Annotated in this window: 19 protein-coding genes; 5 read left to right on the top strand and 14 right to left on the bottom strand. The window is 40.7% G+C overall.

Features of this window, described 5'->3' with window-relative positions; genetic code table 11:
* Positions 1-68: 68 nt before the first annotated feature.
* Positions 69-233, bottom strand: a complete 165-nt coding sequence (locus tag CLV57_RS18495; RefSeq protein ID WP_169927062.1) for a hypothetical protein — start codon at positions 231-233, stop codon at positions 69-71.
* A gap of 146 nt (positions 234-379) precedes the next feature.
* Between CLV57_RS18495 and CLV57_RS06180 the strand changes: the two genes are divergently transcribed.
* Both CLV57_RS06180 and mqnC read left to right on the top strand, forming a co-directional pair.
* Positions 380-1,882 carry an ATP-binding cassette domain-containing protein gene (locus CLV57_RS06180; protein ID WP_100340440.1) on the top strand — a complete coding sequence of 501 codons (1,503 nt, stop codon included), beginning with the start codon at positions 380-382 and terminating at the stop codon, positions 1,880-1,882.
* A 150-nt stretch (positions 1,883-2,032) separates the two neighbouring features.
* Positions 2,033-3,157 (top strand): cyclic dehypoxanthinyl futalosine synthase, encoded by a 1,125-nt coding sequence (mqnC, locus tag CLV57_RS06175; RefSeq protein ID WP_100340439.1) that lies wholly within the window; start codon positions 2,033-2,035, stop codon positions 3,155-3,157.
* Between the two features lie 57 nt (positions 3,158-3,214).
* Here mqnC and CLV57_RS06170 read toward each other — a convergent pair whose 3' ends face one another.
* Both CLV57_RS06170 and CLV57_RS06165 read right to left on the bottom strand, forming a co-directional pair.
* On the bottom strand, positions 3,215-4,060 hold the full coding sequence (locus CLV57_RS06170) for a ferritin-like domain-containing protein (protein ID WP_100340438.1): 846 nt from the start codon (positions 4,058-4,060) through the stop codon (positions 3,215-3,217).
* Between the two features lie 13 nt (positions 4,061-4,073).
* Complete coding sequence (locus CLV57_RS06165) at positions 4,074-4,778, bottom strand: ferritin-like domain-containing protein (RefSeq protein ID WP_100340437.1); 705 nt, start codon at positions 4,776-4,778, stop codon at positions 4,074-4,076.
* Between the two features lie 223 nt (positions 4,779-5,001).
* Here CLV57_RS06165 and scpB point away from each other — a divergent pair, with 223 nt between their 5' ends.
* The 3 genes from scpB to CLV57_RS06150 all read left to right on the top strand — a co-directional run bounded on the left by scpB (position 5,002) and on the right by CLV57_RS06150 (position 7,068).
* Entirely contained in the window at positions 5,002-5,562 is a 561-nt protein-coding gene (gene scpB / locus CLV57_RS06160; RefSeq protein WP_100340436.1) for an SMC-Scp complex subunit ScpB, read from the top strand.
* Positions 5,563-5,671: 109 nt separating this feature from the next.
* On the top strand, positions 5,672-5,857 hold the full coding sequence (locus CLV57_RS06155; RefSeq protein ID WP_100340435.1) for a hypothetical protein: 186 nt from the start codon (positions 5,672-5,674) through the stop codon (positions 5,855-5,857).
* A gap of 89 nt (positions 5,858-5,946) precedes the next feature.
* Positions 5,947-7,068, top strand: coding sequence for an N-acetyltransferase (locus tag CLV57_RS06150; protein WP_100340434.1), 1,122 nt, complete (start codon positions 5,947-5,949; stop codon positions 7,066-7,068).
* 22 nt (positions 7,069-7,090) lie between these two features.
* Here CLV57_RS06150 and CLV57_RS06145 read toward each other — a convergent pair whose 3' ends face one another.
* The 11 genes from CLV57_RS06145 to mce form a co-directional block, all read right to left on the bottom strand.
* The gene (locus CLV57_RS06145; protein WP_100340433.1) at positions 7,091-7,432 is read right to left on the bottom strand and encodes a helix-turn-helix domain-containing protein; all 342 of its coding nucleotides are present in this window, start codon (positions 7,430-7,432) and stop codon (positions 7,091-7,093) included.
* Positions 7,433-7,504: 72 nt separating this feature from the next.
* Positions 7,505-8,857 carry a UDP-N-acetylmuramate--L-alanine ligase gene (locus CLV57_RS06140; RefSeq protein ID WP_100340432.1) on the bottom strand — a complete coding sequence of 451 codons (1,353 nt, stop codon included), beginning with the start codon at positions 8,855-8,857 and terminating at the stop codon, positions 7,505-7,507.
* 80 nt (positions 8,858-8,937) lie between these two features.
* Positions 8,938-9,786, bottom strand: coding sequence for a universal stress protein (locus tag CLV57_RS06135; protein WP_100340431.1), 849 nt, complete (start codon positions 9,784-9,786; stop codon positions 8,938-8,940).
* A 49-nt stretch (positions 9,787-9,835) separates the two neighbouring features.
* Positions 9,836-10,672 carry a 50S ribosomal protein L11 methyltransferase gene (prmA, locus tag CLV57_RS06130; RefSeq protein WP_100340430.1) on the bottom strand — a complete coding sequence of 279 codons (837 nt, stop codon included), beginning with the start codon at positions 10,670-10,672 and terminating at the stop codon, positions 9,836-9,838.
* Complete coding sequence (locus CLV57_RS06125) at positions 10,669-11,127, bottom strand: hypothetical protein (protein ID WP_100340429.1); 459 nt, start codon at positions 11,125-11,127, stop codon at positions 10,669-10,671. The genes prmA and CLV57_RS06125 overlap by 4 nt, the downstream gene beginning before the upstream one ends.
* Before the next feature lie 88 nt (positions 11,128-11,215).
* Entirely contained in the window at positions 11,216-11,980 is a 765-nt protein-coding gene (gene tpiA / locus CLV57_RS06120; protein WP_100340428.1) for a triose-phosphate isomerase, read from the bottom strand.
* Between the two features lie 93 nt (positions 11,981-12,073).
* The gene (locus CLV57_RS06115) at positions 12,074-13,243 is read right to left on the bottom strand and encodes a GlmU family protein (RefSeq protein WP_100340427.1); all 1,170 of its coding nucleotides are present in this window, start codon (positions 13,241-13,243) and stop codon (positions 12,074-12,076) included.
* A 64-nt stretch (positions 13,244-13,307) separates the two neighbouring features.
* The gene (locus tag CLV57_RS06110) at positions 13,308-13,556 is read right to left on the bottom strand and encodes a type B 50S ribosomal protein L31 (protein ID WP_100340426.1); all 249 of its coding nucleotides are present in this window, start codon (positions 13,554-13,556) and stop codon (positions 13,308-13,310) included.
* Between the two features lie 95 nt (positions 13,557-13,651).
* Positions 13,652-14,023 carry a type II toxin-antitoxin system VapC family toxin gene (locus CLV57_RS06105; protein WP_100340425.1) on the bottom strand — a complete coding sequence of 124 codons (372 nt, stop codon included), beginning with the start codon at positions 14,021-14,023 and terminating at the stop codon, positions 13,652-13,654.
* Positions 14,024-14,029: 6 nt separating this feature from the next.
* Entirely contained in the window at positions 14,030-14,251 is a 222-nt protein-coding gene (locus tag CLV57_RS06100) for a hypothetical protein (RefSeq protein ID WP_157799078.1), read from the bottom strand.
* 163 nt (positions 14,252-14,414) lie between these two features.
* Positions 14,415-14,855 (bottom strand): methylmalonyl-CoA epimerase, encoded by a 441-nt coding sequence (gene mce, locus CLV57_RS06095; protein ID WP_245856882.1) that lies wholly within the window; start codon positions 14,853-14,855, stop codon positions 14,415-14,417.
* Positions 14,856-14,879: the final 24 nt, after the last annotated feature.

The raw sequence follows: 14,879 nt of genomic DNA, 5'->3' as shown, positions 1-14,879 counted from the left end.
TGTTTTATAGTAGAACCAGCTTAAAAAGAAACTGTTTTAATTTAAAAAATATTTATTTTCTAATAAATTTATCTTGATCTGAATTTAGATAAAAGCCACAAGATCAAAATTATCACCACAACTACGGCTATTACACCTGTAATGGCACCGGCTTTAAATATTCCGACGATAGCGTCGCAGCTACTTAATGTGGCTACTAATAAAAACAGTACGGGTATGCTTAACTTTTTCATAGGTTTAAATATTTACTAAGCCTACTCAATAATTGAGCCTTTCTCAATCTGGCTTCAACAATTGCTGAGCGTGCCTAAAAATGTAGTATTATGAGTACACTTTAGCATGCCTGTCGTATTAAGTTATATAACTATTTTTACCGCGCATGCAATTACTATTTTCTATCAAAAACGCCACGGTAAAAATGTTGGGCAATACCATTTTTACTGATCTTAATTTCAACATTGGTAAAGGGCAACATTGGGCCATTGTTGGCGAAAGCGGCTCAGGCAAGAGTGCGTTATTGCAAACCATTGCAGGTAACCTCAATGCAACAGGCGGCATTATCAGCTACCCTTTTTTTGACGAGTACCTGATTGAACATCCCGAACAGCGCGGTTACATTACACATCATAAATTAATTGCCCTGGTTGAGCCGCGCCATCATTTCCGGAATTTATCAAACACAACCGAATTCTATTATCAGCAACGTTACAACTCGTCCGACTCGGAAGACGCGCTAACCGTTGAGCAATATCTTGATACCATTAAACCTTTAACGGGAAGCAACAGCTACTGGACCCGCGAAAAGATAATATCGGTTTTGAAGTTGGAAAACCTGATGCACAAACAACTCATCAAACTTTCAAACGGTGAGGGCAAACGTTTACGCATGGCCGCGGCCTTGATGAAAAACCCGGTGTTACTGCTACTGGATAGCCCGCTTACCGGCCTGGATGTTGATACGCGAAACCATTTTAATGAAATTATTAGTGAAATTGCAGCATCGGGCATTACCATAATAATGGCTACATCACCTTATGAAATGCCTGACGTTATAACTAATGTGGCCGTATTGAAAAATGGCAGCATCAGTTCACAAATGAAAAAAAGTGAGTTTAATGCAGAGCGTTCAGCAATAGTTAAAAATACAACCATCGCCAACAATGAAATACAAGCGCTGTTGAATTTACGTTCAATTGAACCTTATCAGCAAATAGTGAGCATGAAGCAGGTTGCCATTAAATATGGCGAAAACGTAGTGCTGAACAACGTGAACTGGGAGGTAAAACAGGGTGAACGCTGGGCATTATTAGGGCATAATGGTGCGGGTAAATCAACTTTATTAAGTCTGATCAATGGTGATAATCCGCAGGCCTACGCTAATCACATTATACTATTTGACAGAAAGCGTGGCAGCGGCGAGAGCATTTGGGATATAAAAAAGAAAACAGGCTTTGTATCGCCCGAACTGCATCAATATTTTCCTACCGATAATAGTTGTTTACAGGTAATTGAATCGGGCTATTATGACACGCTTGGATTATTCAGACCCAGCAATCCAAAGCAAGCAGATAACGCGCTGCGATGGATGAAAGCATTGGAAATTGATCAATATGCCCGTGTGCTGCTTAAAAACATACCGGCCAGTGCGCAGCGCCTTTGTTTGTTGGCCCGGGCCTTAATAAAGAATCCGCCCCTGCTTATTTTTGACGAACCCTGTCAGGGTATGGATGAACACCAGATTTCTCATTTCAAAAAACTGGTTGATACCATTTGCAGCTTAAGCAATGTAACACTCATTTATGTAACCCACTATCAGCATGAAATACCGGATAGTGTTACTAAAGTATTGAAATTGGAGAAAGGCGAGGTGGTTGGTTATTAGTCATTGGTCATTAATCATTGGTCATTGACTTAATATATTGAGCTGGCTTAAAGCCTTGTGAACCTGCATGCCCCCCTGCTATTGTCACCGTACTAACACCTTTTACCTTTAGCTTTTTACCTTTCACCTCTAACAATCGTATATTTGTGCATGAATACAGCCGATCTGTTACTGCGCGCCTTAGCATTTGATTTTTTGAGTTTGGAAGAAGGCGTTTACCTTTATCATAACGCCCCTACCGCCGAGTTGGCTTATGTAGCTAATGAGCTTCGTAAAAAGCAGGTGCCACATGGTAAAGTTACCTGGCAGATAGACAGGAACGTTAACACAACCAACGTTTGTATCGCTAATTGCAAGTTCTGTAACTTTTTCCGCAGGCCCGGTCACCCAGATAGCTACATAACGGATATTGAAACATATAAACAAAAAATAGAAGAAACTTTCCGCTATGGCGGTGATCAGTTACTTTTACAAGGCGGCCACCACCCTGATCTGGGTTTACAGTTTTATACTGATCTGTTTAAACAATTAAAAGAACTCTACCCTACTTTAAAGCTTCACTCATTAGGTCCACCGGAAATTGCGCACGTGTCCAAACTGGAAAACATGAGCCACTACGATGTGCTTAGCGCCATGAAAGATGCAGGATTAGATTCTTTACCTGGCGCAGGTGCCGAAATTTTGAATGATCGTGTACGTCGCCTCATATCAAAAGGTAAATGCGGCGGACAAGAATGGCTGGATGTTATGCGTGCTGCCCATAAACTAAATTTGCCGACTTCAGCTACCATGATGTTCGGCCATGTTGAAACCATTGAAGAACGCTTTGAACACCTGGTTTGGATACGTCAGGTACAGTCAGAAAAACCCGAAGGACATTACGGTTTTACAGCATTTATACCATGGCCTTTCCAAGACGATGGTACCTTATTACGTAAGGTGCGTGGCATAACCAATAATGTATCAGGCGATGAATATATCCGCATGATAGCGCTCAGCCGCATTATGCTGCCTAACGTTAAAAATATTCAGGCATCGTGGCTAACCGTTGGTAAACAGGTTGCTCAGTTATGTTTACATGCCGGCGCTAATGATTTCGGTTCTATTATGATAGAGGAAAACGTGGTATCGGCAGCCGGAGCGCCCCACCGTTTCACAGCGAAAGGTATTCAGGATTCCATAAAAGACGCAGGTTTTGAACCGCAGTTACGTAACCAGAAATATGAGTGGCGGGATACACCGGCCCAATTGGAAGAGCAGGTTATTAACTACTAAATACAAAAGGTCGCCTCCATAACGGAAGCGACCTTTTTATCAACTCAAAAAACCAAATTACTTTACGCCGAAAGGAGTAACCAATGCTACAACTTGTGCCATAGTTAGTGGCTCGTCAAAACTTTCTGTTGCCGCACTAACCGATATTTTGGCGCCAACTCCATCTAAGGAAGTAATGGTTACCGGTCCCTGTGTAACATTATCCTCTCCAGAATAATTGCCGTTAACAGCTGTTATACCTGTATCATTTGCACCGGTTATCCAAGGTTTGGTGCTTGCACCCGCACCTCCGCGCATTCTGCGGATCTGGCGAACAGCAGCAGCATGGCGCGCTTCTACTGAGTGAATGTTCAATGCAGCCGTTAGCGCATTTGCATCTTTTTGAAGATTAGCCGCCTGGCCTTTGTAAGCACGCACGCCTGTATCTTCTAAAGCCTGTGCCACAGCAAAAAATGTATCAACGCTGGTAAATACAGTAGGGAAAGTACCTCCCGCTGTAAAATCATAAACGCCATTTACACCTTGAGTTGATTGGGCTACAGCAGCGTTACCCAAAGCATTTTTCAAAAACGTAACGTGCGCGTTTTCGTGGCCTCTGATGGTTGCTACGTAGGCCTGCTCTGTACTTGAAAATGCCAGAGAAGATGTAGCACCCTGATTGTAAAACGCAGCTTCAAGATATTCTAATTTTAGCGCATAATTTAATACATCAGCAACAGAAACAGGCGCGGTTTGGCCGTATGCTTTTTTAAATAATGTTGTAAATGCAAACGGCAAAGCTGCAACTGCTACTTTAGTGCCAAAGCTGGTAATGTTTCTGATTGCAGCGCGGCGTGGGCTTATCCTGTCATTAAATTCCGGATCAACCTTTTCAATTTCTTCTATTATGTTCAGTAAGTTCATGATCGTTTTTTAATTAAGCGGTGTAACCATATTCGCGTGCACTGATCTTTGTTTTCAAAAAGCCGTTGGCAATTTTTAATACTCCGGCAATTGTATTGGTTTTATCCATACCAAAGCCGTCAAGAATGGTTCCGTCAGCAAAACTGCCCGGATTGGCCAGATTGCGGATATAAGCTGCGTGGCGAGCCTCAACAGATACAATTTTACCTGCGATAAGTAAATAATCAGCACTTTTGATCAAATACCCTGCACCGTTGTAAGCGGATACGCCCAAGTCTTCAAACGCTTGTGCAGTTGCTACTACACTGGCTTTGCTGGTAAAGTTCACAGCACCAAAGTCGGGCGTTAATGATTCCATGGCGTTAGCGCCTAACGCTAATTTAAAAAACTCACGGTGGGCTATTTCGTGGTCACGTATATCTTTGAACATCGCAATTTCATCAGCAGATGCGCCTGTGTACATGTTAGCCACTACCTGTGTGTAAAATGCTGCCTCTAATTGCTCTAACGCGTAAGCATAATTTAAAATGGCAAAGTCTCCAACCGGACCTATATCGTAGGGTTGTCTTTTACCTAGGTTGTCATAGTATGGGTCTCCTTTGGTACACGCTCCGGCTGCCAAAACACCTGCTCCGGCCATACCCGCTGCCGCGTAGCGTAAAAAAGACCGCCTGCCTAAATTGGCGTCGGCCTTGTCAAGTAGTGATTCTGTTTTCATAAAGTAATGTTTATTAAAGTAGTAAGTGGTTATTTTAGTGTAAATACTAAAAGGCTGATACAATAGTTTTTAAGCCAACCCTCTTTCTCACTTCTTTATGGAGTAAAAAATTAAACTCAGGTATAAATTATTCCCATAGTGTTTAAATTAATTTTCCTATCAGTAAATTTTAAAGACCAACAGCAAAATTTGACAAGCAGCTAAAGTTTAGTATTTTAGAAGGATGGAGCAGCCGGAACTTTATATAGAGGCATTGATCTTTGCATCAGAACAAAGCATACGCATTGAGGAGATAATTTACTGTTTGCAAATGGTTTTCGGGCGTGATTATGCTATTGAAGAGGTAAAGATGTACGTTTACAGCATACAGCGACGATACAACGAGAATAATACCGTTATTGAACTGGTGAATATTAATAACGGATATCAGTTTCTAACCAAAAAAACTTACCACCCGATAATAAACTTACTACAGCAACAACGTAGTAAAAAGAAGCTGAGCCAGGCAGCTTTAGAAACGCTTGCGGTAGTGGCTTATAAGCAGCCGGTAACTAAAACAGAGATAGAACAGATACGTGGTGTTAATTGCGATTACTCTATACAAAAGCTGCTGGAGAAGGAGCTGATCAACATTTCGGGCAAATCAGACAGTATTGGAAAACCCTTGCTTTACAGCACCAGTAGCCAGTTTATGGATTACTTCGGCATTAATAACATAAATGAATTACCTAACATAAAGGAACTTACAAACGACTCATCAACCATTGGCGAGCAGGCGGAATAATTTTTAATTGTTTTTCTTTAAAAATGATTTTTAGTTATTTTTACTATTAAATAACGGGCTGCGTTATTGCTAAGAGACTAAACTAAAAAACTAAACAAATTCACCGCACATGGGAGCGCCAAAAAAAAATGCAAACAGAAACATTCCTAAGAGCACAGAGGAAGATGATGACGATGATTCGTTTGAAACAACAGGCACTAAAAAGAAGGCAGTTGACGAAGATGACGACTTTGACGGTCCATTAGATGACCTTGCCTTTGAAGATTACGGTGATGACGACGACGACGATTTTTAATTAGTATTTTTATAAAAATTAAAGAAAGCATTCGTAAGGTTTAATGCCTGCGGATGCTTTTTATATTTAGGCGGTTTTTAACAGGATAAATGACGGTTATAGAAGTAACAGATAGCAAAACAAAAAAGGCTTTTTTAGATGTAGCCCGCGTGATCTATAAAAATGACGACAATTGGGTTTGCCCCCTCGACAACGATGTTGAAGCGGTATTTGATCCTAAAAAAAACAATTTCCACCAGTTTGGTATAATCAACAGGTGGATAATGAAAGATGCATCAGGTAACCTAATTGGGCGAATTGCTGCCTTTGTTAACAACAAAAAAGCTTACAATTATGAGCAGCCTACTGGTGGAACCGGATTTTTTGAATGCATTAACAACCAGGAAGCCGCCAATTTGTTATTTGATACCGCTAAAAACTGGCTAAGCCAACAAGGCATGAAAGCCATGGATGGCCCTATTAACTTTGGCGAAAATGATACGTTTTGGGGTTTGCTGGCCGAAGGCTTCAACCAGCCATCGTATGGCATGAACTACCACCTCCCTTATTACAAAAACCTGTTTGAAACCTACGGTTTTACAACGCTTTACGAGCAAATCACCAATCATTTATACACATCGGTTCCATTCCCTGAGCGTTTTGAGAAGATAGCTCGCTGGGTTGCCCAAAAACCCGGGTATGAATTTAAGCACCTAAAGGTTGCTGAAATAGAAAAATTTGCTGCCGATTTTATTGAAATTTACAACGATGGCTGGCAGGATTTTGAAAACTTTGTGCCTATCAACTATGATACGGTGTTGGAAAGTTTCAATAAAATGAAAGCCATTATGGATGAAAAGCTGATCTGGTTTGCCTACGTAAACGGAGAACCGGCATCTTTTAACATCGTATTGCCTGACGCCAACGAAATGATCAAACCACTAAAAGGCAAACTTGACCTGATAGGCAAACTTATTTTTGTTTACCGCAGATGGCGTGGTGTTAAACGCATGCGTGCCATTGTTATGGGCACAAAAAAGAAGTTCCAGAACCATGGACTGGAATCGGCATTATTTATTCAATTGCGCGATTATGTACTCTCATTGAGCCAATACGATGTACTGGAACTATCATGGGTGGGCGATTTTAATGAAAAAATGGTGGCCTTACACCATTCAATGGGGGCAACTTTTGCTAATAAACACTTAACTATGCGTTATATTTTCAATTAACCCATAGTTAAGTGAAAATATTTTAAGCGGTAGCTTTGTTTAAACGCAGTTCTTCAAAAAGCTCAATAACCTTTTTCTGAAGATCTATTATCTCAATTTCTCTGTCAGTTAGCTTTTTGTTGACAATTTCCAGTTCGTTAACAAACTTTTGTTCCTGCTCGTGATCGTTAAACGTAAGCAACTGAACAACGCTCATTTCAAATAATGCTGAAATTTGCTCAAGGCGAGACAAGTTAATATCTGTGATTCCGGTTTCGATTTTAGAAAAAGCAGGTATAGAAATGTCTAATCTTTTAGCAACATCTTCCTGGCTCCATCCCTTTTGATGGCGTAATAACCTGATTTTTTTTCCTAATGATTTCATCTTAGCTTAAACAAGAGTAAGGGTTTCTCAATAGTTAATAAAGTTACTACTTTTTTTTAAATACAAATAATATTACAATAATTTATTTTTTAGATTGACCAGATCAATGCCACCAAAATTACCGGAACTCATCATTAGCAGGTTGGCTTTTAACAACTTATAGTTTTGAAGATAACTATTAAGCAATTGCGGTTCATTAAAAAATTTAACGTTTCGTGCAAAAGCAGCCTCCACCGTCTCCGCCGGATAGGGCTCCATCTTTTTTTGCTCAAACGTTTTTTTATCAATAAATACAATAGCCTCATCTGCCTCGTCCATTGTGCCGGCATATTCTGCCAAAAACTCTTTATTCAGGCTACTGAACGTATGCAGTTCAATACAGGCAATTAGTTTCCTGTCTGGAAATTGGGTTTTAACAGCGTGTATGGTAGCCTCCAGCTTTGAAGGCGAGTGAGCAAAGTCTTTAAATACAGCGGCAGTGTCACTTTTACCTACCAGTTCTAACCTTCGTGCCGCGCCTTTAAAAGTAGTTATGTAACTGTAAAATTCAGATGCACTAATTCCCTGACTTTCACAAGCCAGGCGGGCAGCCTGCATGTTAAGCAGGTTGTGTTCGCCGAAAACCTGTAAGGGATATTCTTTACCCTCATGTATAATGGTGGTTACGCCATCTGCAATTTTATATTCAGGCAAAGTGTAAGGCAGTTTGTCAACCGTGCTGGCATCTTCCTCTACGACCTTATTCAAAACCTCATCAGTTTGGCTGTAGATCAATCTGCCGCCTGGCTGTATGGTATCAATAAATATTTTAAACTGGTCAATATAGCTTTGAAAGGTTGGAAAAACGTTAATATGATCCCACGCTATGCCGCTAATTATGCCGACATTGGCTTTATACAAGTGAAACTTGGGCCTGCGGTCAATCGGCGAAGCCAGATATTCATCACCTTCAATAACAATAACCGGCGCTTCGGGCGTTAGCTTCACCATGGTATCAAAGCCCTCTAATTGGGCGCCAACTAAATAGTCAAAATCTTTACCGGCTGCCTGCAACGCATGTAATATCATGGAAGTAATGGTAGTTTTGCCGTGACTACCGCCTATAACAATACGTTGTTTATCTTTTGATTGCTGGTAAACGTATTCGGGATAAGAGTACACTTTTAATCCTAACTCTTGCGCCTTTAACAGTTCGGGATTGTCAATACGGGCATGCATGCCTAAAATAACAGCGTCCAGGTTGGCAGTGACCTTTTCAGGATACCAGCCATTAGCCTCTGGTAAAATACCATGTTTTTTCAAACGCGAAACCGATGGTTCAAACAACACGTCATCCGATCCTGAAACCGTAAAACCTTTTTTATGTAGTGCGATGGCCAGATTGTGCATAGCTGCGCCACCAATTGCTATAAAGTGTACCCTCATATATGTTCAGGCCTTATCTACCTGTGTTAGGCAAATAAACACAAAAGCGTGTTTAATGTATAATTAATTTATCAAGCGGGTTATTTCATTAATAACACCGGCACTAAGGCATTTTCGGCAAGCTTTTGAGAAATACTGTTATGCATCAGCGATTGGAAAAAGCTGTATTTACGCGGAAGTGCTATTACCAAACGGGCATCGTGCTGTGTAGCAAACTCCAAAATACCGTTCATTACATCGGGGCTATTAATATAATAATATTTAGGATGGTGCTCTTTAAGCATACTATAAAGCTCGGTTTCTTTTGCCATGTTTTCGGCATCGGCACCTTCCAGTTGCGCATCTTTACCAACGTTTACAGCTAATAATTCGCTGCCGGTACGTTCCAATAATTGCTTCAAGCCTTCTACAGGCGCGGTTTCTTTAACTTTTTTAAAATCGCACGCTACAACTACCTTCTGTATACCATCAAACTTATATCCGGGAGGAACCACCACCACAGGCACCGGGCAAGCTTTGGCTATTTTAACCACATGGCTGCCAATGTCTGAATTGGTATCACTACTGTTACCGTGACTGCCCAATATTACCAGATCAACATCCATTTTCGCCACGGTCTCAACAACTCCCCTTAATAGATGCGAACGGCTTAACCTAACAGATATCTCTACACCATCTCTAACCTTTTTCAGCAGATCAGCCTTTATTTTTTGCAGCTTTGCTATCCTGTCAGCTGCCTCATCCTCAATATCCTGTTCGCGGAGCAAAACCATATCAGGGTTAGGCAGTAAGGTTTCGTACTCAGAAACATAGTAAGCGTTAAGCAAAATGATATGCTCAACCTTGGTTTGATGACTCAACGCAGCAGCAAACTCAGCGGTGTTAATGGCTACATCCGAAAAATCTATGGGTACAAGATAGGTCTTCATAACGGGGTGTATTGGTCTACCTAAAATTAAGATTTTACAGCAAGAAAACCTATTTTATAAATTTGGCGGCCACCCAATCCTTATCCTTTTTATGAGCAATATATTTCAGCCCATATTGGCCGGCAGCTTTTGTTATGATTTCCAGATCAGGCGTTTCATAAAACCCACTGAAGTAGATCTCGCCACCAGGTTTTAAAACCTCAGCGTAGCGCTCCATCTGGTCAAGCAGAATATTGCGGTTAATGTTAGCCAGGATGGTGTCATACTGCTCATCAGGAATAACCTCTTTTGAGCCGCATAATGCGGTAATATTATTTACCGCGTTAAGTGCTGCATTTTCTAAAGTGCTTTCATAACATATCGGGTCGTAATCTATGGCGGTTACATGTTTAGCGTTTAGCTTTGCAGCCATGATGGCTAAAATGCCTGTGCCGCAGCCCATGTCCAACACATTCTTCCCGGCAAAATCATTCTCCAGTATAAACTGCAGCACCATAGCTGTAGTTTGATGATGCCCTGTGCCGAAGGCCATTTTAGGGTCAATAACGATCTCGTATTTAAACTCCGGGCGCGGCTGGTGGAACGTAGCCCGCACGTAGATCTCATCGCCAATGGAGATGGGTTCAAAATTGCTTTCCCATACCTCGTTCCAGTTTTGTTGTTCAATTAATTTAACTGTATAGCTCAATGGGAATTCGTCATAAAACGGATTTAATATGGCTATTAATTGTTCCTCATTAAAATTATCAACGGGTATGTAAGCGTTAAAACCATTTTCTGTTTCTTCAAAGGTGTCAAAGCCCATATCGCCTAACGCGTTTATTAACAGATCGCGGCGGTAGCCATCTTCATCTTCAACAGCGAATGATAATTCGTAGTAATTCATGTTTGTTCTTGTGGTTTGTTTGTTTTGAGGTAGATTAGATCAATGGTAAACAGTATTAAAATATTAACTACCCAGTATAGTGTCTGAACGACAAACAGCGTTTTAACAGAATCGTACAAACTGTCCGCTCCTAATGTTCTATCCCATATTACGTAGCTTACGCCTGCCGATAGCAACAGGCTTGGTATTAAAACCCAGAGTAGTGTAAACGCAGTTGCCCGTAACGGACCGCCGCTAATGCTGTTCCATATTGGCAGTATGACAACGTATTGTGTTAAAAACAGGATTATGTATAAATAAGGTGATGAGTACCTGAAGTAAAACATTAAACTGGTTAACGAGATCTCTGTAAGCTGTTCTGAAATTTGCTTATGCGACTCATCCAGTGCGGTATACCTCGCGAAGATCAAATATGGAATAAGTGTAGGCAGCAGCAGCTTTAACAGAGTTTTCATGGAGATGGAAAGATTGAAGAATAAAGATTAAAGATTGGTTTTGTTTGAGATACACCAATCTTTAATCTTCAATACCTAATCTTTAAGGTTAGTTAAAAGCCTTAACGATATCTGTAAAGTCGCGTGATTTTAGGGATGCGCCACCAATCAGCCCACCGTCAATATCTGTTTGCGCGAAAAGTTCGGCAGCATTTTTTGGGTTGCAGCTGCCGCCGTATAAAATTGTAGTAGCATCAGCCAATTCCTGGCTGTATTTAGCGGCAATTTCAGCACGGATAAAAGCGTGGATCTCCTGCGCCTGTGCCGAAGTAGCGGTAACGCCGGTACCAATGGCCCAAACGGGCTCATAGGCGATAACCACCTTACCAAACGCTGTTTCATCTAAGTGAAACAAGCCCTCAGCTAATTGGGTCTTAATAACATCAAAGTGGGTATTAGCTTCACGTTCCTGTAAAGTTTCGCCTATACAGAAAATAGGTTTTAGATCATTTGCCAATGCAGTATCGGTTTTTTTAGCTAACAGCTCATTTGTCTCACCAAAATACTGGCGACGCTCTGAGTGGCCTAAAATCACATAAACTGCTCCCACTGATTTGATCATTTTAGCTGATATTTCGCCGGTAAAGGCACCCGACTCATTTTGATGCGCGTTTTGTGCGCCAATGGCAATATTTGCATAACCTTTACCCAATTGTGCCAGGCTGTGTAAATGAATAAACGGACTGCAAACTACAACCTGCTGACTGCCGGTTGCCTCGTCTTTTACCATATTGATAACTTCTGAGAACAACGCTAATCCTTCGTTGTAATCCATATTCATTTTCCAGTTACCGGCTACTATTTTTTTTCTCATTGCTTTGTTGGTTAGTCCATGGTCGATAGTCCATGGTGGTTTATATTCTATTACACATAACCATGGACTTTTGACCATGGTCTATGGGCTTAGTTAAAAAATCTCTCTATAATCTTTAGTCTGCTCAAAAACCTGCTCCAGTATGCGTTTTTCTACATCGTCGAAAACACGGTCACGGCGTGGGTAAACCAGTTCGGCAGTATCAAACATTTTTTTCAACGAGTACGTTTCAAACTCGCTGCCGCCACCCCAGCCAAAATCAGGTATAAAGTTGAGTGGCATAGTTGAACCAAATACATTTGCGCTTACCCCTACTACGGTACCCGTATTGAACATAGTATTGATGCCGCATTTGGAATGATCGCCCATTATGAGGCCGCAAAACTGCAACCCTGTTTTACGGAAGCGCTTTGAAGGGTAATCCCACAGCTTCACTTCCTGATAGTTATTCTTTAGGTTAGAGTTATTGCTATCAGCACCTATATTGCACCACTCCCCCATTACCGAATTCCCCAAAAAGCCATCATGGCCCTTTGAAGAAAAACCCCATATAACGGCATTACTGATCTCTCCTCCCACTCTGCTATAAGGCCCAACGGTTGTGGCACCGTAAATTTTGGCCCCCATTTTAACTTGCGAATGGTCGCATAATGCAAAGCTGCCACGGATATTAGTGCCTTCCCAAACTTCTGAATGCTTGCCTAGATAAATAGGGCCATTAGTAGTGTTAAAGGTTGAACACTCGGCAGTTACACCATCTTCAGCAAAAAGATCATTCCCTATTATTGTATTGGTTGAGGTTAATGAAGCGCTGGTGCGGCCTTTGGTTATCAATGCAAAGTCTTTACGCAACTCAACGTTGTTCTTGTTAAATATATCTTCTGGGTATTTTATGGCGATGAATGACTGGCCGTATTCAACTTCCCGCTCAAAAGCGGTGTCTGAGGTTAACCCATCAACTTTTGCAGCAATGAGCAAGCCCTGATGTTTTAGCGCCTCGCCTTGCTTTAAACCATCAATAGCTTCCAGCAAACACTCATCCGGACAAACAGATCCGTTTATATAAACGGCATTACTGCTTTTTGTAAGCGGGAATTTTTCCTGCAAATACGGCTGTGTTAAAAAGGAATGCGTGGTATTGAGGTATTGCGACCACTTTTCGGCAATGGTTAGTATACCGATACGCAGATCGGCAACCGGGCGGGTAAAAGTTAACGGACGTAGGGTTTGATGCGCGTTATCGTCAAACAGGATAATTGCCATGGGTCAAAAATAAAAAAAGTCCCGAAGCCTAAGCCCGGGACTTTCAAATATTTTGTAAACGCTATTATTTTTTAGCGTAACGTGAACGGAATTTATCAATACGACCTGCGGTATCAACCAATTTCATCTTACCGGTATAGAACGGGTGAGATGTGTGAGAAATCTCAAGTTTCACTAATGGGTAATCGTTACCGTCTTCCCATTTAATGGTTTCGCGTGTATCGATGCATGATTTAGTTATGAAAGAATAGTCGTTAGACATATCTTTAAAAACAACTAATCTATAATTTGATGGGTGAAGATCTTTTTTCATTGCTTTACTTCTTATAAAAGAGGTGCAAATGTAGTAATTTTTTTGAGATTGTAAAATTGATTTTTATTTTTTTGGAAGAATGGTTGAGCATAATGCTATTGAACTAACCTTATATCAGGTATAAAGTTAAAATCTTTAATGTTATACGTAAAAAGGGGGATTTGATAAATAACTGCTGTAGCGGCAATAATAGCATCAGGTATTTGTAAGCCGTGGCTTAACTTAAAGTTTTCTATCAATGTAGTTGCCAGTTTAGAGATTTCGGTGTCTATTTCAATTACATCGTAATACTTTATTTTTCGTTTCATTTGGGCAAGCTCAGCCTTATTGCTCATGCCCTGATAAAGTTCCATCACCGTTATTACCGAAAGGGTCACCTGGTGTAAGCCGATCTCATGCAGTTTGTCAATAGTATTCTGCCTACCGTTAAACGCATGTATAAGAATATTGGTATCACATAAAACCATTACCTGTTATTGATTTCTTTTCCAGGCGTACTCGCGGATATCCTCCAATGATCTCGGATTTTTTTCCCAAATGTTAAATAGAGCCGTGGGGTCAAGCTTTTTATTGCCTCTAACTATTGGAATTTTAGGTTCATCCGCCGATATAACCTTAACCGTGTTAAATGTTTTAAACAAGGCAGACAGTTTTTCCAACTCGCTTTTACTCTCTATTTCAATAACCATTCTCATAATAAGCGCCCTTTGGTAGTAATTAATAAACAAAGCTACCATTTATAGCTGAACTTAAAAATAGTGTTCTTTTAGGCTGTTAATAAATCGAATATCAAAGCTCACTTAACAATTTACTAATAATAAACCACAGACACATACAAAAAACTGCAAACTGCCACTGCTAACTGTTTTCCTGCACCAACTCCACCAGCACCCCACCCGCACTCTTTGGATGCACAAAGCAAACCAGCTTATTATCAGCACCCGGTTTTGGCTCATCGCTTAACAAAACAAAGCCTTCATTTTTAAGTCGTTGCATCTCAGCCACAATATTATCAACCTCAAAAGCAATGTGATGTATACCCTCGCCTTTTTTATTTAAAAAATGAGCAATCGCGCTATCATCTGACAAGGCCTCCAACAGTTCAATTTTATTAGGCCCTGTTTGCAAAAAGGCGGTATTTACCTGTTCACGCTCTACAGTTTCTATTTTGTAAACGCTTGTACCGAGGAGCTTTTCGTACAGCATTATGGATGAGGCCATATCTTTAACCGCTATGCCTATGTGCTCAATTTTGTTCATGTCCAAATATTGTAAATTATTAGTTCCGTACAATTCCATAGAATGATTTTAAATAAAAGTTTA

This window comes from Mucilaginibacter auburnensis (assembly GCF_002797815.1).
GTDB classification, from domain to species: Bacteria; Bacteroidota; Bacteroidia; order Sphingobacteriales; family Sphingobacteriaceae; genus Mucilaginibacter; species Mucilaginibacter auburnensis.
This window is presented reverse-complemented; position numbering and strand designations above follow the sequence as displayed.

Excerpts from the sequence above, each read along its gene's own strand:
- CLV57_RS18495 (WP_169927062.1), bottom strand. The coding sequence starts at position 233 with ATGAAAAAGTTAAGCATACCCGTACTGTTTTTATTAGTAGCCACATTA.
- CLV57_RS06180 (WP_100340440.1), top strand. The coding sequence starts at position 380 with ATGCAATTACTATTTTCTATCAAAAACGCCACGGTAAAAATGTTGGGC.
- mqnC (WP_100340439.1), top strand. The coding sequence starts at position 2,033 with ATGAATACAGCCGATCTGTTACTGCGCGCCTTAGCATTTGATTTTTTG.
- CLV57_RS06170 (WP_100340438.1), bottom strand. The coding sequence starts at position 4,060 with ATGAACTTACTGAACATAATAGAAGAAATTGAAAAGGTTGATCCGGAA.
- CLV57_RS06165 (WP_100340437.1), bottom strand. The coding sequence starts at position 4,778 with ATGAAAACAGAATCACTACTTGACAAGGCCGACGCCAATTTAGGCAGG.
- scpB (WP_100340436.1), top strand. The coding sequence starts at position 5,002 with ATGGAGCAGCCGGAACTTTATATAGAGGCATTGATCTTTGCATCAGAA.
- CLV57_RS06155 (WP_100340435.1), top strand. The coding sequence starts at position 5,672 with ATGGGAGCGCCAAAAAAAAATGCAAACAGAAACATTCCTAAGAGCACA.
- CLV57_RS06150 (WP_100340434.1), top strand. The coding sequence starts at position 5,947 with ATGACGGTTATAGAAGTAACAGATAGCAAAACAAAAAAGGCTTTTTTA.
- CLV57_RS06145 (WP_100340433.1), bottom strand. The coding sequence starts at position 7,432 with ATGAAATCATTAGGAAAAAAAATCAGGTTATTACGCCATCAAAAGGGA.
- CLV57_RS06140 (WP_100340432.1), bottom strand. The coding sequence starts at position 8,857 with ATGAGGGTACACTTTATAGCAATTGGTGGCGCAGCTATGCACAATCTG.
- CLV57_RS06135 (WP_100340431.1), bottom strand. The coding sequence starts at position 9,786 with ATGAAGACCTATCTTGTACCCATAGATTTTTCGGATGTAGCCATTAAC.
- prmA (WP_100340430.1), bottom strand. The coding sequence starts at position 10,672 with ATGAATTACTACGAATTATCATTCGCTGTTGAAGATGAAGATGGCTAC.
- CLV57_RS06125 (WP_100340429.1), bottom strand. The coding sequence starts at position 11,127 with ATGAAAACTCTGTTAAAGCTGCTGCTGCCTACACTTATTCCATATTTG.
- tpiA (WP_100340428.1), bottom strand. The coding sequence starts at position 11,980 with ATGAGAAAAAAAATAGTAGCCGGTAACTGGAAAATGAATATGGATTAC.
- CLV57_RS06115 (WP_100340427.1), bottom strand. The coding sequence starts at position 13,243 with ATGGCAATTATCCTGTTTGACGATAACGCGCATCAAACCCTACGTCCG.
- CLV57_RS06110 (WP_100340426.1), bottom strand. The coding sequence starts at position 13,556 with ATGAAAAAAGATCTTCACCCATCAAATTATAGATTAGTTGTTTTTAAA.
- CLV57_RS06105 (WP_100340425.1), bottom strand. The coding sequence starts at position 14,023 with ATGGTTTTATGTGATACCAATATTCTTATACATGCGTTTAACGGTAGG.
- CLV57_RS06100 (WP_157799078.1), bottom strand. The coding sequence starts at position 14,251 with ATGAGAATGGTTATTGAAATAGAGAGTAAAAGCGAGTTGGAAAAACTG.
- mce (WP_245856882.1), bottom strand. The coding sequence starts at position 14,855 with ATGGAATTGTACGGAACTAATAATTTACAATATTTGGACATGAACAAA.